This window comes from Nocardiopsis sp. NPDC049922 (genome assembly GCF_040660275.1).
Classification (GTDB): domain Bacteria; phylum Actinomycetota; class Actinomycetes; order Streptosporangiales; family Streptosporangiaceae; genus Nocardiopsis.
Genome location: NZ_JBFAME010000001.1, coordinates 511,927 through 528,221, shown reverse-complemented (window position 1 = coordinate 528,221; position 16,295 = coordinate 511,927). Strand labels below are relative to the sequence as shown.

The 16,295-nt window shown below is 72.6% G+C and carries 15 protein-coding genes; 8 read left to right on the top strand and 7 right to left on the bottom strand.

Annotated features, from left to right (window positions below):
* The first annotated feature begins 103 nt into the window (after positions 1-103).
* Both AB0I72_RS02535 and AB0I72_RS02530 read left to right on the top strand, forming a co-directional pair.
* Positions 104-2,125 carry an MDR family MFS transporter gene (locus AB0I72_RS02535; protein WP_358562012.1) on the top strand — a complete coding sequence of 674 codons (2,022 nt, stop codon included), beginning with the start codon at positions 104-106 and terminating at the stop codon, positions 2,123-2,125.
* A gap of 185 nt (positions 2,126-2,310) precedes the next feature.
* Positions 2,311-3,453: an acetyl-CoA C-acetyltransferase gene (locus AB0I72_RS02530; RefSeq protein ID WP_358562009.1), complete on the top strand. Its 1,143-nt coding sequence runs from the start codon at positions 2,311-2,313 to the stop codon at positions 3,451-3,453.
* Positions 3,454-3,531: 78 nt separating this feature from the next.
* Here AB0I72_RS02530 and AB0I72_RS02525 read toward each other — a convergent pair whose 3' ends face one another.
* The 3 genes from AB0I72_RS02525 to AB0I72_RS02515 all read right to left on the bottom strand — a co-directional run bounded on the left by AB0I72_RS02525 (position 3,532) and on the right by AB0I72_RS02515 (position 6,117).
* Positions 3,532-4,956 carry an FAD-binding oxidoreductase gene (locus AB0I72_RS02525; RefSeq protein ID WP_358562006.1) on the bottom strand — a complete coding sequence of 475 codons (1,425 nt, stop codon included), beginning with the start codon at positions 4,954-4,956 and terminating at the stop codon, positions 3,532-3,534.
* 70 nt (positions 4,957-5,026) lie between these two features.
* On the bottom strand, positions 5,027-5,230 hold the full coding sequence (locus tag AB0I72_RS02520) for a hypothetical protein (RefSeq protein WP_358562003.1): 204 nt from the start codon (positions 5,228-5,230) through the stop codon (positions 5,027-5,029).
* Positions 5,227-6,117 (bottom strand): alpha/beta fold hydrolase, encoded by an 891-nt coding sequence (locus AB0I72_RS02515; RefSeq protein ID WP_358562000.1) that lies wholly within the window; start codon positions 6,115-6,117, stop codon positions 5,227-5,229. Before AB0I72_RS02515 ends, AB0I72_RS02520 begins: the two co-directional genes overlap by 4 nt.
* A 96-nt stretch (positions 6,118-6,213) precedes the next feature.
* On the opposite strand from AB0I72_RS02515, the gene AB0I72_RS02510 reads away from it, so the two are divergent.
* From AB0I72_RS02510 to AB0I72_RS02500, 3 genes are all read left to right on the top strand, one after another.
* On the top strand, positions 6,214-7,116 hold the full coding sequence (locus AB0I72_RS02510) for a LysR family transcriptional regulator (protein ID WP_358561997.1): 903 nt from the start codon (positions 6,214-6,216) through the stop codon (positions 7,114-7,116).
* A gap of 117 nt (positions 7,117-7,233) precedes the next feature.
* Positions 7,234-7,452, top strand: a complete 219-nt coding sequence (locus AB0I72_RS02505; RefSeq protein ID WP_358561994.1) for a hypothetical protein — start codon at positions 7,234-7,236, stop codon at positions 7,450-7,452.
* A complete protein-coding gene (locus tag AB0I72_RS02500) occupies positions 7,449-7,892 on the top strand; it encodes a type II toxin-antitoxin system VapC family toxin (protein WP_358561991.1) in 444 nt (147 codons plus the stop codon). Before AB0I72_RS02505 ends, AB0I72_RS02500 begins: the two co-directional genes overlap by 4 nt.
* Positions 7,893-7,944: 52 nt before the next feature.
* Here the strand turns inward: AB0I72_RS02500 and AB0I72_RS02495 are convergent, their stop codons facing one another.
* Complete coding sequence (locus tag AB0I72_RS02495) at positions 7,945-9,171, bottom strand: crosslink repair DNA glycosylase YcaQ family protein (protein ID WP_358561988.1); 1,227 nt, start codon at positions 9,169-9,171, stop codon at positions 7,945-7,947.
* Between the two features lie 50 nt (positions 9,172-9,221).
* Positions 9,222-11,168 (bottom strand): acyl-CoA dehydrogenase family protein, encoded by a 1,947-nt coding sequence (locus tag AB0I72_RS02490; protein ID WP_358561985.1) that lies wholly within the window; start codon positions 11,166-11,168, stop codon positions 9,222-9,224.
* A 308-nt stretch (positions 11,169-11,476) separates the two neighbouring features.
* Between AB0I72_RS02490 and AB0I72_RS02485 the strand changes: the two genes are divergently transcribed.
* Together AB0I72_RS02485 and rbsK are read left to right on the top strand one after the other, a co-directional pair.
* Positions 11,477-12,289 carry an exodeoxyribonuclease III gene (locus AB0I72_RS02485; RefSeq protein WP_358561982.1) on the top strand — a complete coding sequence of 271 codons (813 nt, stop codon included), beginning with the start codon at positions 11,477-11,479 and terminating at the stop codon, positions 12,287-12,289.
* Positions 12,286-13,185, top strand: coding sequence for a ribokinase (rbsK, locus tag AB0I72_RS02480; RefSeq protein ID WP_358561979.1), 900 nt, complete (start codon positions 12,286-12,288; stop codon positions 13,183-13,185). The genes AB0I72_RS02485 and rbsK overlap by 4 nt, the downstream gene beginning before the upstream one ends.
* 47 nt (positions 13,186-13,232) lie before the next feature.
* Here rbsK and AB0I72_RS02475 read toward each other — a convergent pair whose 3' ends face one another.
* Together AB0I72_RS02475 and AB0I72_RS02470 are read right to left on the bottom strand one after the other, a co-directional pair.
* Positions 13,233-14,177: a Gfo/Idh/MocA family oxidoreductase gene (locus tag AB0I72_RS02475; protein ID WP_358561976.1), complete on the bottom strand. Its 945-nt coding sequence runs from the start codon at positions 14,175-14,177 to the stop codon at positions 13,233-13,235.
* Positions 14,178-14,233: 56 nt separating this feature from the next.
* Positions 14,234-15,061: a VOC family protein gene (locus AB0I72_RS02470; protein ID WP_358561973.1), complete on the bottom strand. Its 828-nt coding sequence runs from the start codon at positions 15,059-15,061 to the stop codon at positions 14,234-14,236.
* 147 nt (positions 15,062-15,208) lie between these two features.
* Here AB0I72_RS02470 and AB0I72_RS02465 point away from each other — a divergent pair, with 147 nt between their 5' ends.
* The gene (locus AB0I72_RS02465; protein WP_358561970.1) at positions 15,209-16,246 is read left to right on the top strand and encodes a YafY family protein; all 1,038 of its coding nucleotides are present in this window, start codon (positions 15,209-15,211) and stop codon (positions 16,244-16,246) included.
* Positions 16,247-16,295 lie beyond the last annotated feature (49 nt).

The following is a 16,295-nucleotide window of genomic DNA, read 5'->3' as shown; positions in this document are numbered from 1 at the left end:
CCCGGGGCGCGCGGGCGGCCACGGGGGAGGATTCCGGGACCGCTCCCTACGGTGGCCGTAGTGGGCCGTCGCCGACGGGCGCGGCCGGTGCGGGGGAGTGCCGATGACGGGGAGCGGGGCGGACCGGCGGGAGCGGCGGGGCGTGCGGATCGCGGCCATCATGACGGCGCTGATGCTGGGCGTGTTGCTCGCGGCCCTGGACCAGACCATCGTGGCGACGGCGCTGCCGACGATCGTGTCCGACCTGGGCGGGCTCAACCACCTGTCCTGGGTGATCACCGCCTACCTCCTCGCCGTCACCGCCAGCACCCCGCTGTGGGGCAAACTCGGTGACCAGTTCGGCCGTAAGAAGCTCTTCCTCGCCTGCATCTCGGTCTTCGTCGTCGGCTCCGCCCTGTGCGGGACGGCGCAGGACATGCTCCAACTCATCCTCTTCCGGGGCTTCCAGGGCGTCGGCGGGGGCGGGCTGATGGTGCTGGCCGCGGCGATCATCGGCGACGTCGTCTCGCCCAGGGAACGCGGCAGGTACCAGGGGCTGTTCGGCGCCGTGTTCGGCGTCTCCAGCGTCGCCGGCCCCCTTCTCGGCGGGCTGTTCGTCGACCACCTCAGCTGGCGCTGGGTGTTCTACGTCAACCTGCCCCTGGGGATCCTGGCGTTCCTCCTGGTGCTCGCGGTACTGCCCCACCGTCGCCCGGAGGGCCGGGAGCGCGTGGACTACGCGGGGATCCTGCTGCTCGCCGCCACCGCCGTGTGCCTGACACTCGTGGCCGCCTGGGGCGGATCGATGTACCCGTGGACGTCGCCGGTGATCCTCGGTCTTGTGGTCGCCGGGGTGGCCCTGGGCGTCGCCTGGTGGTGGACGGCCCGCCGCGCCGCGGAGCCGGTCATGCCGCTCGGACTGTTCCGCGACCCGGTGATCGCGGTCCCCATGGCCGTCAGCTTCTGCGTGGGCGTCGCGATGATGGGCTCGATGGCCTTCCTGCCGCTGTTCCTCCAGGTCGCGCACGGGCTGTCGCCCACGGCCTCGGGCCTGTTCCTGCTGCCGATGGTCGCGGGCCTGTTCCTGACCTCGATCGGCAGCGGCCGCCTGGTCACCCGCACCGGCCGCTACAAGGCCTTCCCGGTGACGGGCATGGCGGTGACGGTGGTGGGGCTGACACTGCTCTCGACCCTGGGACCCGAGACCCCCGACGTGGTCATGGGCGTCTACTTCTTCGTCCTCGGCTTCGGGCTGGGGATGGTGATGCAGGTGGTGATGCTGGCGGCGCAGAACGGCGCCGAGTACCGGGACCTGGGGGTCGCCACCTCCTCGGTCACGTTCTTCCGGTCGATCGGCGGCTCCTTCGGCACCGCCGTGTTCGGCTCGGTGTTCGCCGGGCGGTTGGCCGCCAACCTCGCCGAGCGCGCCGACCGGATCGAGCTGCCGCCCGGGGTGGACATCGCCGCGCTGGAGAGCGACCCGCGTACCGTGGGCGAGCTCTCGCCCGAGACGCAGGCCTCGTTCCTGGAGGCCTACGCCGACGCCATCGACGCCGTGTTCCTCTGGGCGGTGCCCGTGGCGCTGGTCGGGTGCGTCCTCGCGGTCTTCCTCCGGCAGATCCCGCTGCGCACCACCGTGGAGCCCCCGGACCTGGACGAGGCCGTCTCGCCGGTGGTGTGCGCCGGTCGCGGCCCCCTCGCGGTCGTGGAGAAGGCGGTGTTCCGGTACCGCGGCAAGGAGGGCGCCCGCGGGATGTACGAACGCCTCAGGGAGGCGTCCGGGTTGGGGGTGTCCGCCGAGGCGTGCTGGGCGCTCAGCCATCTGGGGGCGATGGGGCCGCTGAGTCAGGACGAGGTGGAGCGGATCGCCAGCGTCTCCAGTGAGTGGTGGGAACGGATCCGCCGGGAGTTGGTGGACGCCGGGTACCTGGTGCCGGAGGGTGCGCGCTGGGAGCTCACCCGGAGCGGGGTCGGGGCGGCACGCGCGGTGTTCGACGCCCAGCGCACGGCGCTGCGCTCCCTCCTGGCCGACTACGAACCGGGCGAGCACCCCGAGGTGGCGGCCGCGCTGGCGCGTGTGACCGCCGACACCCTCGGCGACGAGGAGGACGCCGCCGTCCTGATGGAGCGCGCGCGGTCGGAGTGATCCGGTGCGCGGGGCCTCGACGCGGCTCGGAGCGGACGTCCGGGGAGCGGCCCGAGCCGGAGGACCCCGGAGCGGGCCCCCGACCCGCCACGACACGGAGAGGGCGGGGCGAGGGCTTGCCACGGACGCCAAACCGAATACAGTTCGGTTGAGAACCGTCGTCCCCACGTCCCTGGAGGTTCCCCGTGGCCGAGGCATACATCGTCGGCGCCGTCCGCACCCCCGTCGGCACCAGGAAGGGCGCGCTCGCGGCCGTGCACCCCGCGGACCTCGGAGCGCACGTGCTCAAGGAACTCGTCACGCGCACCGGCGTGGACCCGGCCGCGGTCGAGGACGTCGTCATGGGCTGCGTGACCCAGGCCGGACCGCAGGCCCTCGACCTGGCCCGCACCGCCTGGCTGTCCGCCGGGTTCCCCGAGTCCGTCCCCGGCGTCACCATCGACCGCCAGTGCGGCTCCTCCCAGCAGGCCGTGCACTTCGCCGCCCAGGGCGTGATGTCCGGTACCCAGGACCTGGTGGTGGCCTCCGGCGTGGAGAACATGGGCATGGTTCCCATGGGCGCCAACGTCCAGTTCGCCATCGACAACGGTCTGGGCCTGTACGGCGACGGCTGGGTCGAGCGGTACGGGACGCAGGAGATCTCCCAGTTCCGGGGCGCCCAGCTCATGTGCGAGAAGTGGGGCTACAAGCGCGAGGAGCTGGAGCGCTTCGCCCTGGAGAGCCACCGGCGCGCGGCGCGGGCGATCGAGGACGGTCGCTTCGACGACCAGATCGCGCCCCTCGCCGGGGTCACGCGGGACGAGGGCGTGCGCCCCGACACCACCCTGGAGAAGATGGCGGGCCTCAAGCCGCTGCGCGAGGGCTGGGAGCTCACCGCCGCCGTGGCCAGCCAGATCTCCGTGGGGGCCGGTGCGGTCCTGCTCGCCTCCGAGCGCGCCGTCCGCGAGCACGGCCTGACCCCGCTCGCCCGGATCGTGCAGCTGTCCCTGGTCGGCGACGACCCGGTCTACATGCTCACCGCGCCCATCCCCGCGACCCGGATCGCGCTGGACAGGGCCGGACTGACCATCGACGACATCGACGTCACCGAGATCAACGAGGCGTTCGCCCCCGTGCCGATGTCCTGGATCGAGGAGCTGGGCGCGGACCCCGCGAAGGTGAACCCCAACGGCGGCGCGATCGCCCTGGGCCACCCGCTGGGCGCGACCGGCGCCGTCCTCATGACCAAGCTGGTCAACGAGCTGCACCGCTCGGGCGGCCGCTACGGCCTCCAGACCATGTGCGAGGGCGGCGGTCAGGCCAACGTCACCATCGTCGAACGGGTCTGAGGCCGCCTCCCGCGCCCGTGGTCGACCCCGCTGCGACCGGAACGCACACGGTCGCAGGCGGGGCCGCGCGTGACGGCCTCACGCCTGGCGGGGCCTCGGCGGCCGGTATCCCGTGTGGGCGGGCCAGATGTTGTGGTTGCGGCGGAACACGTTGTCCGGGTCGAAGTCCCGCTTGACCTCGGCCAGGCGCTCGTGGTTGTCCACGCCGTACCCGGCGACGACGCGTTCGGCCCCCTCCTCCGGGACGAAGTTCAGGTACACGTCCCCGGTCCGCCAGGGCTTGGTGTCCTCGCGCACGTCGCGCACCCACTGGCGGGCGCGCGCGTCGTCCGCGGCGTCCTCCCACATCGCCAACGGATGAACGCTCCACTTCGCGTGACGCCAGGGAACCGGGTAGTCGGCCATCGACCGGTCCACCGCTCCTCCGAGCGGGAAGACGATGTGCTGGGTCGGTGAGGGGACCACCATCTGGTGCGCGCGGGAGCAGAACCGGTCGACGAACTCGTCCGGCAACGCCTCCAGGTGCTCCACCGACCAGTAGTTGCGGTATCCGGGCGGATCGTCCAGCGCCCGCTGCGCCTCCGCGTAGGGCATGTCGGTGAGGAGTTCGGCCTCGGGCCCCATCCTGGTGACCGGAGCGGCCAGGTCCCGCAGCATCCGCGCGTCGCCCGCACAGGTCAGCACGACCGCGCACATGAGCGTGCCGACCAGCTCGTCGGGGACGAACGGTTCCGGGGTCGGGACCAGGTAGATCACGGCGCCGCCGAGTTCGTCGGGCGCGTCGTCCATGAGGTCCCGCCACGCGCGGACCACGCCCGGACCGGTGTCGGGGTGGAAGAGGAGGACGCCGAGCGCGAACCGCGGCAGCGGGTGCAGGCGGAAGGTCAGCTCGGTGGCGACGCCGAAGTTGCCGCCGCCGCCGTGCAGGGCCCAGAACAGCTCCGCGTTCTCACCGGCGGACGCGCGCACCCGGTCGCCCTCGGCGGTCACCAGGTCCACGCTGAGAAGGTTGTCGCAGGCCAGACCGAACTTGCGCTCCAGCCACCCCGACCCTCCGCCGAGCGCGAGACCGGCCACGCCCGTGGTCGAGACCCGGCCGCCCGTGGTGGCCAGCCCGAACCTCGCGGCGGTCGCGTCCAGGTCACGCATGAGCGCGCCGCCGCCGACCCGGACCTCCATCGACTCCGGGTTCACCGCCACCGAGTGCATGCGGCGCAGGTCGATCACCAGTCCGCCCTCGGTGAGCCCCATGCCCGCGACGCTGTGCCCCCCGCCGCGTACGGCGAGCTCCAGGTCCTCCTCACGGGCGCACTCGACGCAGCGGCGCACGTCGTCCACGGTCCTGCACTCGGCGATCACGCTCGGGTGCAGGTCGATCATCCCGTTGAAGACCGTGCGGGCGTCCTCGTACCCGGGGCCGCCGGGGGTGAGAACGGGTCCGGTCAGGCCGGACCGGAGGGCGTCGAGCGCGGCGTCGGAGATCGCCGCCTTGAGCTGGGCCATCGCTGTCCCCCTCGGATGACGGGGCCGGGGCGGAGCGGCGCGGGGTGGACGCGCCGCGGTTCCCTCCCCCTCAGCCTAGGCCGGGCACCCGCCGCCGAATAAGCCCACTTTGAAGGAAAATTGCCTGTTCATGCGTGCTCGGGGGATGTCCCGTCCCGACGATGCCCCGGCCGTCCAGATCGGCGACCACGTCCTCGGCCATCCACAATGGGAGGACCGAGGCACGCGCGCGCTCGGCGTCCGGGCCGTAGTAGTAGTCGAACACTGTCGTCACGTGGCCGACTGGTCCTCGGAGACGGAGAGGATCTCCGGAATCGCGGTGTCCCAGAGTTCCGGCGGCGGCATCTGGTGCCCCATGCCCTTGAGCGGGACGAGCCGTGCTCCCGGGATCTCCCGTGCCAGTGCCTCGCCGTGCCCGTACGGGAGCAGCGGGTCCGCGGTGCCGTGCAGCACCAGCGTGGGCGCTGTGATCTCGCCGAGCCGGGTGCGGACGGACGTGCCGCCGTCGAGTTGCCAGTGGTTCTGCGCCGAGGCCAGGGCCGGGCTGCGGTCCCAGGCACGGCCGACGACGCGGCGCACGCGCTCCTCGTCGACGGGGATGGTGCCCGCGAACGTGCGCTCGCCGTCGGTGTAGTAAGCGATGACCGCCTCGCGGTCGGACCAGTCGGGCGCCTCGTCGCCGCCCTCGGCGAACCGCTCCGCCAGCTCCTCGCTCATCGGCGGCAGGCCGGCGTGGTCCGGGCCGCCGGGCCCGCCCGGGCTGGTGGCGATGAGCGTCAGGGAATCGACCCGGTCGGGGTGGTGCACGGCCAGGTGCTGGGCGATGCCACCGCCCATGGACATGCCGACGATGTGGGCGGCCGCGATGCCGAGCCCGTCGAGCAGGCCGACGGCGTCGGCGAGCAGGGCGTCGCTTCCGTACGGCGGCTCGCCGGGCGGGAAGGTCGTGGAGCGGCCGGTGTCCCGGGTGTCGTACCGGATGACGTGCCGCCCTCCGGCGGCGAGGCGCTCGCAGAACGGGTCGTCCCACCAGTCCATCGACGCCTCGGCGCCGCCGATGAGCAGCAGGGCGGGTGCGGCCGGGTCGCCGAAAGTCTCGACGCACAGTTCGACGCCGTTGATCTTGAGGAGTCGTTCGCCGTGGGATTGATGAGCAGTCATGTCTGGCACGCTAGACCCCGCGACTCCATCATGAAAAGCGATAATGTGCGATCGATGCGATCGTTTCTCGCGATGGAAGGCCCTACGCTGGAACGCGTGACCGACGTCGAGTTGCGCCACCTGGCGGCGATGGTCGCCGTCGTCGAAGAGGGTTCGTTCGGCCGGGCGGCCGCTCGTTTGGGATACGCCCAGTCGACGGTGAGCCAGCAGGTCGCCGCGTTGGAGAGAGCTGTCCACGGTCCGGTGTTCGATCGGCCGGGCGGTCCCAAACCAGTACGGCTCACCCCACTCGGCTCCGTGGTCCTCAGACAGGGGCGCGAAGTGCTGGCGAAGGCGGAGGCACTGGCCGACGCCGTGGACCGGTTCGCGGCGGGAGACGGCCGGATCGACGTCGGCACGTTCCAGAGTGTGTCCAACGTGATCCTGCCGTCGGTCGTACGCCGGCTGAGGGACGAGCACCCCGGCTGCGACATCAGGTTGTCCGAGGAGGAGCCGGAGCAGCCGCGGATCGGCGACCTCGACCTGCTGTTCTACGACGGTCGCATCGACGGCGACGTCGAGTGCCTCAAGCTGCTCGACGACCCGTACCTGCTGGTGGCGAGCGTCGGCGCCTTCCCCGAGGGCCCGGTCCCGTTGGAGCGGCTCGACGGCGCACCGATGGTGGCCTGGCCGCTGACCTGCGGCCAGCCCCTGATGGAGCGGGCGATCGCCCGCGGCGGCGCCCGTCCGCGCACCGTCTTCCGCACCGCGGTCAACGACACCCTGCTGTCGTTGGTGCGAGCGGGCATGGGATCGGCGGTGCTGCCCTGGCTCGCCGTCCACGGCGCCGACGTCCTGTCCGACGACAGGCTCCGCGTCCACGAGCTGCGGCCGTCCCCGCCGGCGCGGGAGATCTGTCTGCACTGGCGGGCCGTAGGTGCCCGGTCACCACTCGCCAGCCGGGCCGTCGAGATCGCCGTCGAGGTCGCGGCCGAGCTCGCGCCGACGGTGACACGCTGATTGCGGGCATGCATGCATGCATTCACATAGGCTTCGGTTATGAGCCAAGTGACATGGAGAGCGGAAGACGCGTTGGTCCAGCGGGTGAAGTGCACCGCCGAGCGCCGGGGGGTGAGCATGAACGAGTATCTGACCCGTGTCCTGCGCGCCGCCACAGACCCGGATCTGGAAGGCGACGAAGCCCAGGCCATTCGGGCGAAGCTCGCCCAGGCGGGCCTGCTCGACTCCTCGGGAACGCCTCGGACGCGCCCCAGCCGGGAGGCTTTCGAGCGGGCCCGGCGGGCGGCGGGCGGCGGGACCTCGCTGGAGGACCTCGTTGCGGAGGGGCGTGGATGACCGTGTTCGCGGATACGTCCGCCGTGGTCAAGCTGTACGCGACGGAGCACGGATCCGACGTGATGCTGGCGGTGGCCGATCCGGTCGTGGTCTCCCAGCTGACCCGTGTGGAGGTCCCCGCCGCCCTGTGGAAGAAGCACCGTGTGGGGGATCTGGGTGTGGAGGACACCCGTGTCCTGGTCTCCGGATTCGAGGCGGACTATTTCGGCGCGCCGGGAGAACCCCGCCGCTTCTCCGCCGTGACCGTGACCGCGGAGATGCTGGAGGAGGCCGTGCGACTCACGGCCGTGCACGGACTGCGGGCGTATGACGCGGTGCGGCTGGCCACGGGGAAGGCCGTTCGCTCCGTGGACCCACGCTGTTCCACCTTCGCCGTCTTCGACAAGGATCTCAGAGGCGCCGCCGCGTTGGAGGGGTTCTCCCTACTGCCGGAGCGGTAGCCGCTCCGGGTGTGGCGGGCCGGGGGCGCGGGCGCCGCCCGGCGCACCTCCCTCACCCGCCGGTGAGCGCCGGACCCCCGACCCCCCGCTCCAGCCCCAGCCACGCGGCCATCCGGGCGAGCTGGTCGGTGAGCTGGTCGAGCGTGTCGGCGGGAGCGTCCTCCTCCAGCGTGATCCGCTGGGCGAGCAACACTCCGGAGGCGCGGTCGGACTTGAGATCGACGCGGGCCACGAGCCGGTCGCCCAGCAGGAACGGCAGCACGTAGTAGCCGTGCACCCGCTTGGCCGCCGGGACGTAGATCTCCAGCCGGTACCGGAACCCGAACAGCTCCTCGGTGCGGTCGCGGTGCCAGATGAGCGAGTCGAACGGGCTCAGGAGGGCGCGGGCGTCCACCTGGCGCGGAATCCGAGCGTCCTTGTGCAGGTAGGCGGGTCTTCTCCAGCCCTCGACGCTCACGGGGACGAGTTCACCGGAGTCGACGAGGTCCCGGACGGCCGCCTTGGACTCGTCGGGCCGCAGCCGGAAGTAGTCCCGCAGGCTCGGCTCGGTGGCCACACCGTGGGCGCGGGCGGAGATGGCGACCAACGCGCGGTGGGCGTCGGCGGGCTCGGGAAGGGGAGCGTCGCGCAGGTCCCGGGGCAGGACGCGTTCGGCCAGGTCGTAGCGGCGTTCGAACTGCCCGTTCCGTCCGTCGACCATGACGTCGCCGACCCAGAACAGGAACTCCAGGCACCGCTTCACCTCGGACCAGTTCCAGCCCCAGTGGTCCTTGGCGCGCGGGAGGTCGTGGTCCAGCGCCGCCTCCACCTCGCGGGCGGTGGCGGGCCCGATCCAGACCAACTTCCCGAGGACGGCCTTGACCAGCTCCGGCTTCTCCCGCTGGATGCCGTTGATCCACCCCGCGTCGGTGCGCGCCCGGTTCTGCTCCATCCGGAACCGCATCAGCTGCCGCGTGGCGGGCGGCACCAGGCTGGCCTCGTGCGCCCAGCACTCCACCAGGCGGGCGGCGTCGGTGCGCGCCCTGGTCGTGGTGGCCCGGTCCAGCATCGAGGTGTCGTAGGCGCCGCCGCGCGCGAACACGGGCAGGTACTGGCTGCGCGCCAGCACGTTCACGCTGTCGATCTGCAGGATCCCCACCCTGCGCACGACCCTGGCCAGGTGGGCGAGTGTGGGTCGTCCGGAGGGGCGACGATCGGCGAAGCCCTGTGCGGCGAGGGCGATCCGGCGTGCCTGGGCGAGGGAGAGCACCGCGTCGCGGCGGGGGTGCGGTTCGGCCATTCGAACACGCTAACCCCCGCTGACGACATTCCGGAAGGTCGGTCGCCCTGTCAGCCCATCCGGCGGTGCTGGTCCGGCAGCTCGGAGGGACCGGGTTCGGCCGGGCCGATCAGCGGGCCCGGAACGGAGGGGTCGAGGACCCCGTCCTCCAGCCAGGTGTAGGCGTCGTCCATCAGGCGTCGGGACAGCTTGCCGTCCACGTCGTCGGTGTTCGACCACAGGTCGGTGAGGAGCGCCTCGACCCGCAGCCGCGCCTGGCGGCAGAACACGTCGGCCAGCTCGAAGGGGGTGTCCCCGCGCTCGGGGTGGGCGTCGGCGTCGTACCGGGCGCGCACCGCGACGGCGCTCATCGCGAACAGTTCGGCGCCGATGTCGACGATCCGGCCGAGGAACCCCTGCTTGACCTCCAGCCGCCCCTGCCACCGCGACATCCCGTAGAACGTCGACCGGGCGAGCCTGCGCGCGGCCCGCTCGACGAACCGCAGGTGCCCGGCGAGCGGACCGAACTCGGAGAACGCCGACGGCACCTGCCCCTGCCCGACCACGAGCGTGGGCAGCCACTTCGCGTAGAACCCGCCCGCCTTGGCCAGGGCCCGCGCGCGGTCCGAGCGGTCGGCGTCGGGATCGATGAGGTCGCCGGTGACCGACAGGTGCGCGTCCACGGCCTCACGCGCGATGAACAGGTGCATCACCTCCGACGACCCCTCGAAGATCCGGTTGATCCGCAGGTCGCGCAGCAGCTGTTCGGCGGGCACCCCGCGCTCGCCGCGCGCGGCCAGGGACCCGGCGGTCTCGTAGCCGCGCCCGCCGCGGATCTGGACGAGGTCGTCGGCGATCGTGTACGCGTGCTCGGACGCCCACAGCTTGGCGATGGCCGCCTCGATGCGGATGTCGGCGGACTTGTCGTCGGCGAGCTGACCGGCCAGGTCGAGCATCGCCTCCATGGCGTAGGTGGTGGCGGCGATGGAGGAGATCCGCTTGGCCACCTCCTCGTGTCCGCCGATCGGGCGACCCCACTGGACGCGTTCGCGGGACCACTCGCGGGCGATGCGCGTGGACCACTTGCCCGCGGCCACGCACAGCGCGGGCAGGGACAGCCGACCGGTGTTGAGCGTGGACAGCGCGATCCGCAGCCCCTGCCCCTCCCTCCCGATCCGGTTGGCCGCGGGGACGCGCACCCCGTGCAGGCGGGTGACGCCGTTCTCCAGGCCGCGCAGCCCCATGAAGCGGTTGCGGTGCTCGACGGTGATGCCCGGGGAGTCGCCCTCGACCACGAACGCCGTGATGCCGCCCCGGTGGCCGGGGCTCTCGGGGACGCGGGCCATGACGACGAGCAGGTCGGCCACCACGCCGTTGGTCGTCCACAGCTTGACGCCGTCGATGACGTACTCCTCGCCGTCCTCGCTGGGTGTGGCGGTGGAGCGCAGGCGTGCGGGGTCGCTGCCGACGTCGGGCTCGGTGAGCAGGAAGGCGCTGATGTCCGTGCGCGCGCAGCGGGGCAGGAAGGCGCGCTTCTGCTCCTCGGTGCCGAACATGGAGACGGGCTGCGGGACGCCGATCGACTGGTGGGCGGAGAGCAGGGCGCCGATCGCGGGCGAGACCGAGCCGACGAGCGTGAGGGCGCGGTTGTAGTACAGCTGGCTGAGGCCCAGGCCGCCGTACTCGGTGGGGATCTTCATGCCGAACGCGCCGACGTCGCGCAGCCCGGCGACCACCTCGTCGGGGATGCGCTCGTCGCGCTCGATGCGCTGGGCGTCGATGCCCTGGCAGAACTCGCGGAGTTCGGCGAGGAACGTCTCGCCGGTGGCGCGGGAGACGGGATCGGGTTCGGGGAGGGGGTGGATCAGGTCCAGGCGGAGCCGTCCCAGGTACAGCTCCTTGGCGAAGCTGGGGCGGGTCCACTCCGCCTCGCGCGCCTGCTCCGCCACGGCACGTGCCCGCCGTTCGTCGACCACGGGTGCGTCGGTGGGTGTGGTGCCGGGTTCGACGGTCGACATGGATCGCTCACCTCATCGAGGAAAGGGCTGTGTTCTGTATCACAGCACTACCCGTCCGTGTCCGATCTGACGCGTGATGTGGCCGCCCTGTGGACGGTCGGGCGGGCCTCCACGGAAAAAGTCCTCGTCGACGCGAACCGTGGCGGCGCCCGACACGTCGAAGCAGTCGCGACACAATCCACCGAGCATGTGCTGGGAGTCGCACGGCCCCGGTGCGGAGGACGGCCGCGCCGGGGCCCCTCGTCCTCCCCCTCCGGCGCGATGCCGTGACGTGGGCCGCTGTCGGCCGCATGGCCTAGCCTTCTCCTGTGCGTATCGCGACATGGAATGTGAACAGTGCCCGGGCCAGGGCGGCGCGGATCGGCGCCTGGCTCGACCGCAGCGACGTCGACGTGCTCGCCGTCCAGGAGACCAAGGCCCGGGACGACCAGTTCCCCGCCGACGTCTTCACCGACCGCGGCTACGAGGTGGCCCACTTCGGCTTCTCCCAGTGGAACGGGGTCGCGATCGCCTCCCGCGTCGGCCTGGAGGACGTCCGTACCAGCTTCCCCGGCCAGCCCGGATACGGGGAGCCCGAGGAGATCGAGGCGCGCGCGATCGGCGCCGTCTGCGGCGGCGTGCGGGTCTGGAGCCTGTACGTGCCCAACGGCCGCGAGATCGACCACCCGCACTACGCCTACAAGCTGCGCTGGCTGAAGGCGCTGCGCGAGGCGGGCGCCGCGGAGCTGGCCGCCGACCCGGACGCGCAGATCGCGCTCATGGGCGACTTCAACGTCGCCCCCCAGGACGACGACGTGTGGGACATGGCCGAGTTCGAGGGCAAGACCCACGTCACCGAGCTGGAGCGCGCCGCGTTCGACGACCTCGTCGGCGCGGGGTTCGACGAGGTCGTCCGCAGGTACGCCCCCGGCCCCGGCGTGTACACGTTCTGGGACTACCAGAACCTGTGCTTCCCCAAGAAGAAGGGGATGCGCATCGACTTCGTGCTCGCCTCCCCGGCGCTGGGCGGCCGGGTGAGCGGCGCCCTCATCGACCGCGAGGAGCGCAAGGGCAAGGGGCCGTCCGACCACGCCCCGGTGATCGTCGACCTCGACGGAGAGAAGAAGGAGGCGGGAGCGTGAGCGCACCGCGGATCGCCGTCTTCGGCAGTGTGAACATGGACCTGGTGGCCTACGTCGACCAGGTGCCGTCCTCCGGTGAGACGGTCGCCGGCACGGACTTCCGCCAGGTGCCCGGCGGCAAGGGCGCCAACCAGGCGGTCGCCGCGGCGCGGGCCGGGGCGGACGTGGCCTTCCTCGGCGCGGTCGGCGACGACTCCTTCGGCGGGGAGCTGCGCGCCAACCTCCTCGACAGCGGCGTCGACGTGTCCGGCCTGCGCACGGTGCCCGGGGCGTCGGGCGTGGCGCACATCGTCGTGGACGGCTCGGGCGGCAACCGGATCATCGTGGTCCCGGGCGCCAACGGCGAGGTCCGGGGCACGGTCGACGGTGACGCGGAGATCATCGACGGCAGCGCCGCGCTGCTGCTCCAGCTCGAACTCCCGATGGAGGCGGTCCTGGCCGCCGCGCGGACGGGGAGCGCGCTGGGGGTGCCGGTCTACCTGACCCCGGCCCCCGCCCGTGAGCTGCCCGACGAGCTGCTGGAGTGCGTGGACGTGCTCGTCCCCAACCAGCATGAGGCCGCCGCGGTCACCGGGTGCGTCGAGCCCCGGGAGGCCCTGGCCGCGCTGCTGGAGCGGGTGCCGCAGGTGCTGCTGACCCTGGGCGAGGACGGATGCCTGTTCGGGCGGCGCGGCGTGGAGCCGGTGCACGTCCCGGCGCGCGAGGTGAGGGCCGTGGACACGACGGCGGCCGGGGACACCTACTGCGGGTCGTTCGCGGTGGCGCGGGCGGAGGGGCGGTCGCCGGAGGAGGCGATGCGGTTCGCCGCCGCGGCCGCCGCACTGTCCGTGCAGCGGCCGGGCGCGAGTTCGTCGATGCCCGCGCGCGCCGAGGTCGAGGCGCTGCTGGCCGGGTGAGCCCGTCGCGGGCGGGACATCCCTCCGCCCGCGACGGGCCGGTCCGGTCAGCCGACTCCGTTGACCAGGCGGTCGACGTCGATGGTGAGCTGGAGCGCGTCCAGCACGCTCTCCGGGGCGATCTCGTTGTCCGCCTCGCCCCGCAGGCACGCCAGCACGTGGTCGATCATCGCCGTGTACTGGTCGGCGGCCGGAAGCTCCAGCTCCCGCGCGCCCTCGGCGGTGTGGGCGGTGACGGAGCCCGAGGGCCTGCCGTCGAAGCCCATCGTCGCCACCGACTCCAGCACGCCTCCCTCGAAGGTGGCGGTGTAGCCGCCGCGCGCCCCCCAGGGCATGGGCATCAGCGAGGAGACCGAGTCGCGGGCGATCGCGCCGTCGAAGCCCATCACCGCCTCGATGGAGGCGCTGTCGTCGTCGCGGGCGACCGCGGTGACGTCGATGCTGTCCGGTCGGCCGAGGGTGCGGACGATGATGTCCATGTCGCTGTGCATGGCCTCCAACGGGAGGGTCCTCAGCCCCAGGCTGGCCCCCGGCCACAGGTGCGCGGTCCGGTTCCACAGGGACAGCTGCTCCAGGCGTCCGTAACCGCCGCCGTCCACGGCGTCGAACAGGGCCCGGTTGGCCGGGATGAACCGCTCGAACATGTCCACGAACACCTGCCTGTCGCTGCGCCGGGCGGCCTCGGCGACGCGTCGCGCGTCCGCGATGTCGCCCGCCAGTGGCAGTTCGACCAGGGCGTGCTTGCCCGCGTCCAGCGCGCGCAGCACGTGGTCGGCGTGCTGCGGGACGGGCAGGCAGACGTCGACCAGGTCGAACGAGCCGTCGTCGAAGGCCCGGTCCGTGTCGGTGCAGGCGGCGAACCCGAACTTCCCGGCCACCGCGGCGGTCTTGTCGGGATCGCGGCCGAACATGACCACCTCGACGTCGCCGCGTTGGGCGTAGACCGCGGCGTGCGCCTGTCCGAACCCGGTGCCCAGCAGAGCGATCTTCATGATGTGTCTCCTCTTCCTCCGTGTGGCGGTGCGTCCCGGGGCCCGGGACGGCCGCGTCAGGCGTGCTGTGTCGTGGTCGGCGCGGAGAACAGGCCGAAGCGGTTGCCGCGCGGGTCGACGATCCGGGCGTAGACCAGGCCGTCGGGGTTGGCGTCCGGGCCGAACTCGACGGTCGCGCCCAGGCGCTCCGCCTCGGCGGTCGTGGCGGGCACGTCGAGGACGAGGAAGAGGGGCATGAGGTAGTCGACGCCTCGCTCCCCCAGGTCGTACATGCCGCCGCTGGGCCACGGGCGGCCGGTGAAGACGTTGTGGTACGGCTTGCCGCCCGCGGTGTCGTCGAAGACGAACCGCCAGCCGAACGCGTCGGCGTAGAAGCTCCGTGTGGCGTCGGCGTCGGCGGTGCCGATCTCGAACCAGGCGAAGGAGCCGGGCACGGGCCGGGCCGCGGTCTCCGCCATCTGTTCCTGGCCCCGCTCGGCGAACTCCCTGAGCCGCTCGGGCGTCTGGTCGTTCTGGAACAGGGAGAACACGGTGCCGCGCGGATCCGCGACACGGGCGAAGGTGGTCACGTCGCAGACCCGCGTGGCCGGGACGACCGCGGTCGCGCCCAGCGCCTCCAGCCGTTCCTGGGCGGCGGCGACGTCCGCCGAGACGATGGAGACGTTCGTCGCCTCCACGGGGCTGTGGGCGTTGTCGTAGATCGCGCCCATCGGGAACGGCATCCCCGGGGCCATGATCCTCGTGTAGGTGACGCCGCCGACCGAGGAGTCCTCGTCGACGGCGAAGCTCCAGCCGAGCAGCGAGCCGTAGAACTCCTTCACGGCCTCGCCGTCGGCGGTGCTGATCTCGAACCAGACGACGTTCCCCGGATCCATGAAACCCATGGCTGTCCCCCCGAAATGCAGTGCGTGTCCATGACCGGTCCTCGTGCTCGCCGGGCGACCCCGTGCGCCGGTGACCGGCCGGTGTGTCTTCGACGCTAGAGGCCTTTTAGGACACCTCACGTCCTCAGAAGCTGGCAGACTGGAGATATGACCCAGGACATGCCCGCCCGGATGCTCCGCCTGCTCTCCCTGCTCCAGATACGCCGGGTGTGGTCCGGCGCCGAACTCGCCGAGCGCCTCGGGGTCACCGGCCGCACCGTCCGCCGCGACATCGACCGCCTGCGCGAGCTCGGCTACCCCGTCGAGGGCGCCACCGGCCACGCGGGCGGCTACCGCCTGGCCGCGGGGACCGACCTGCCCCCCTTGCTGTTGGACGACGAGGAGGCCGTCGCCATCGCGGTCGCCCTGCGCACCGCCGCCTCCGACGTCACCGGGATCGAGGACTCCGCCCTCGGCGCCCTGGCCAAGCTGGAGCGGGTTCTGCCCTCTCGGCTGCGCCGCCGGGTCACGGCCCTCCAGGACGCCACCGTTCCCGTGGCGTGGAGCGGCGGTCCCACGGCCGACCCGAGCGCCCTGGCCACCCTGGCCGCGGCCTGTCGTGACCACGAGATCGTGACCTTCGGCTACCGCTCCAGGCAGGCCGCGGACACCACCGCCCGCCGCGTCGAACCCCACGCCCTCGTGACCGCCGGACGCCGCTGGTACCTGGTCGGCTTCGACCTCCACAGGGACGCCTGGCGCGTCTTCCGCGTCGACCGCCTCACCGCCCCGGCGCCCACCGGCCGCCGCGTCACACCGCGTGAGCCGCCCGGCGGCGACCCGGCCGCCTTCGTGGCCACCGCCATCGTCTCGGCTCCCACCCGCTACACGGCACGCGCCAGCGTCCCCGAGCCGGCCGAGGACGTCGGCGCCCGTACCGGAGCCCTCGCGGACCGCCTGAGCCCCCGCCGCGAGGGCGGCACCGTCGTGGACCTGTCCGCCGACGACCCGGTCCACATCGCGGTGCGGTTCCTGGGTCTGGGCTCCGACGCGGAGCTGACGGGGAGCCCCGGACTCGCCCCGCACCTGGAGGAGTTGGGGCGGCGGCTCCTGGACGCCGCCCGGTCGCTCGCCGGGGCCGGTGACGGCGGCGGTGAGCCGGGGGAACCGGAGGAACCGCCGACGGGTGGTGCGGGTTCCTCCTGACATCGGGCGGACCGCCCCAGAGCGGACCGTGCCGCACACGCGGGAGGCC

Bases quoted from the DNA above. Each gene is read 5' to 3' on its own strand.
- AB0I72_RS02535 (WP_358562012.1), top strand. From the start codon at position 104: ATGACGGGGAGCGGGGCGGACCGGCGGGAGCGGCGGGGCGTGCGGATC.
- AB0I72_RS02525 (WP_358562006.1), bottom strand. From the start codon at position 4,956: ATGGCCCAGCTCAAGGCGGCGATCTCCGACGCCGCGCTCGACGCCCTC.
- AB0I72_RS02515 (WP_358562000.1), bottom strand. From the start codon at position 6,117: ATGACTGCTCATCAATCCCACGGCGAACGACTCCTCAAGATCAACGGC.
- AB0I72_RS02505 (WP_358561994.1), top strand. From the start codon at position 7,234: ATGAACGAGTATCTGACCCGTGTCCTGCGCGCCGCCACAGACCCGGAT.
- AB0I72_RS02500 (WP_358561991.1), top strand. From the start codon at position 7,449: ATGACCGTGTTCGCGGATACGTCCGCCGTGGTCAAGCTGTACGCGACG.
- AB0I72_RS02495 (WP_358561988.1), bottom strand. From the start codon at position 9,171: ATGGCCGAACCGCACCCCCGCCGCGACGCGGTGCTCTCCCTCGCCCAG.
- AB0I72_RS02490 (WP_358561985.1), bottom strand. From the start codon at position 11,168: ATGTCGACCGTCGAACCCGGCACCACACCCACCGACGCACCCGTGGTC.
- AB0I72_RS02475 (WP_358561976.1), bottom strand. From the start codon at position 14,177: ATGAAGATCGCTCTGCTGGGCACCGGGTTCGGACAGGCGCACGCCGCG.
- AB0I72_RS02470 (WP_358561973.1), bottom strand. From the start codon at position 15,061: ATGGGTTTCATGGATCCGGGGAACGTCGTCTGGTTCGAGATCAGCACC.
- AB0I72_RS02465 (WP_358561970.1), top strand. From the start codon at position 15,209: ATGACCCAGGACATGCCCGCCCGGATGCTCCGCCTGCTCTCCCTGCTC.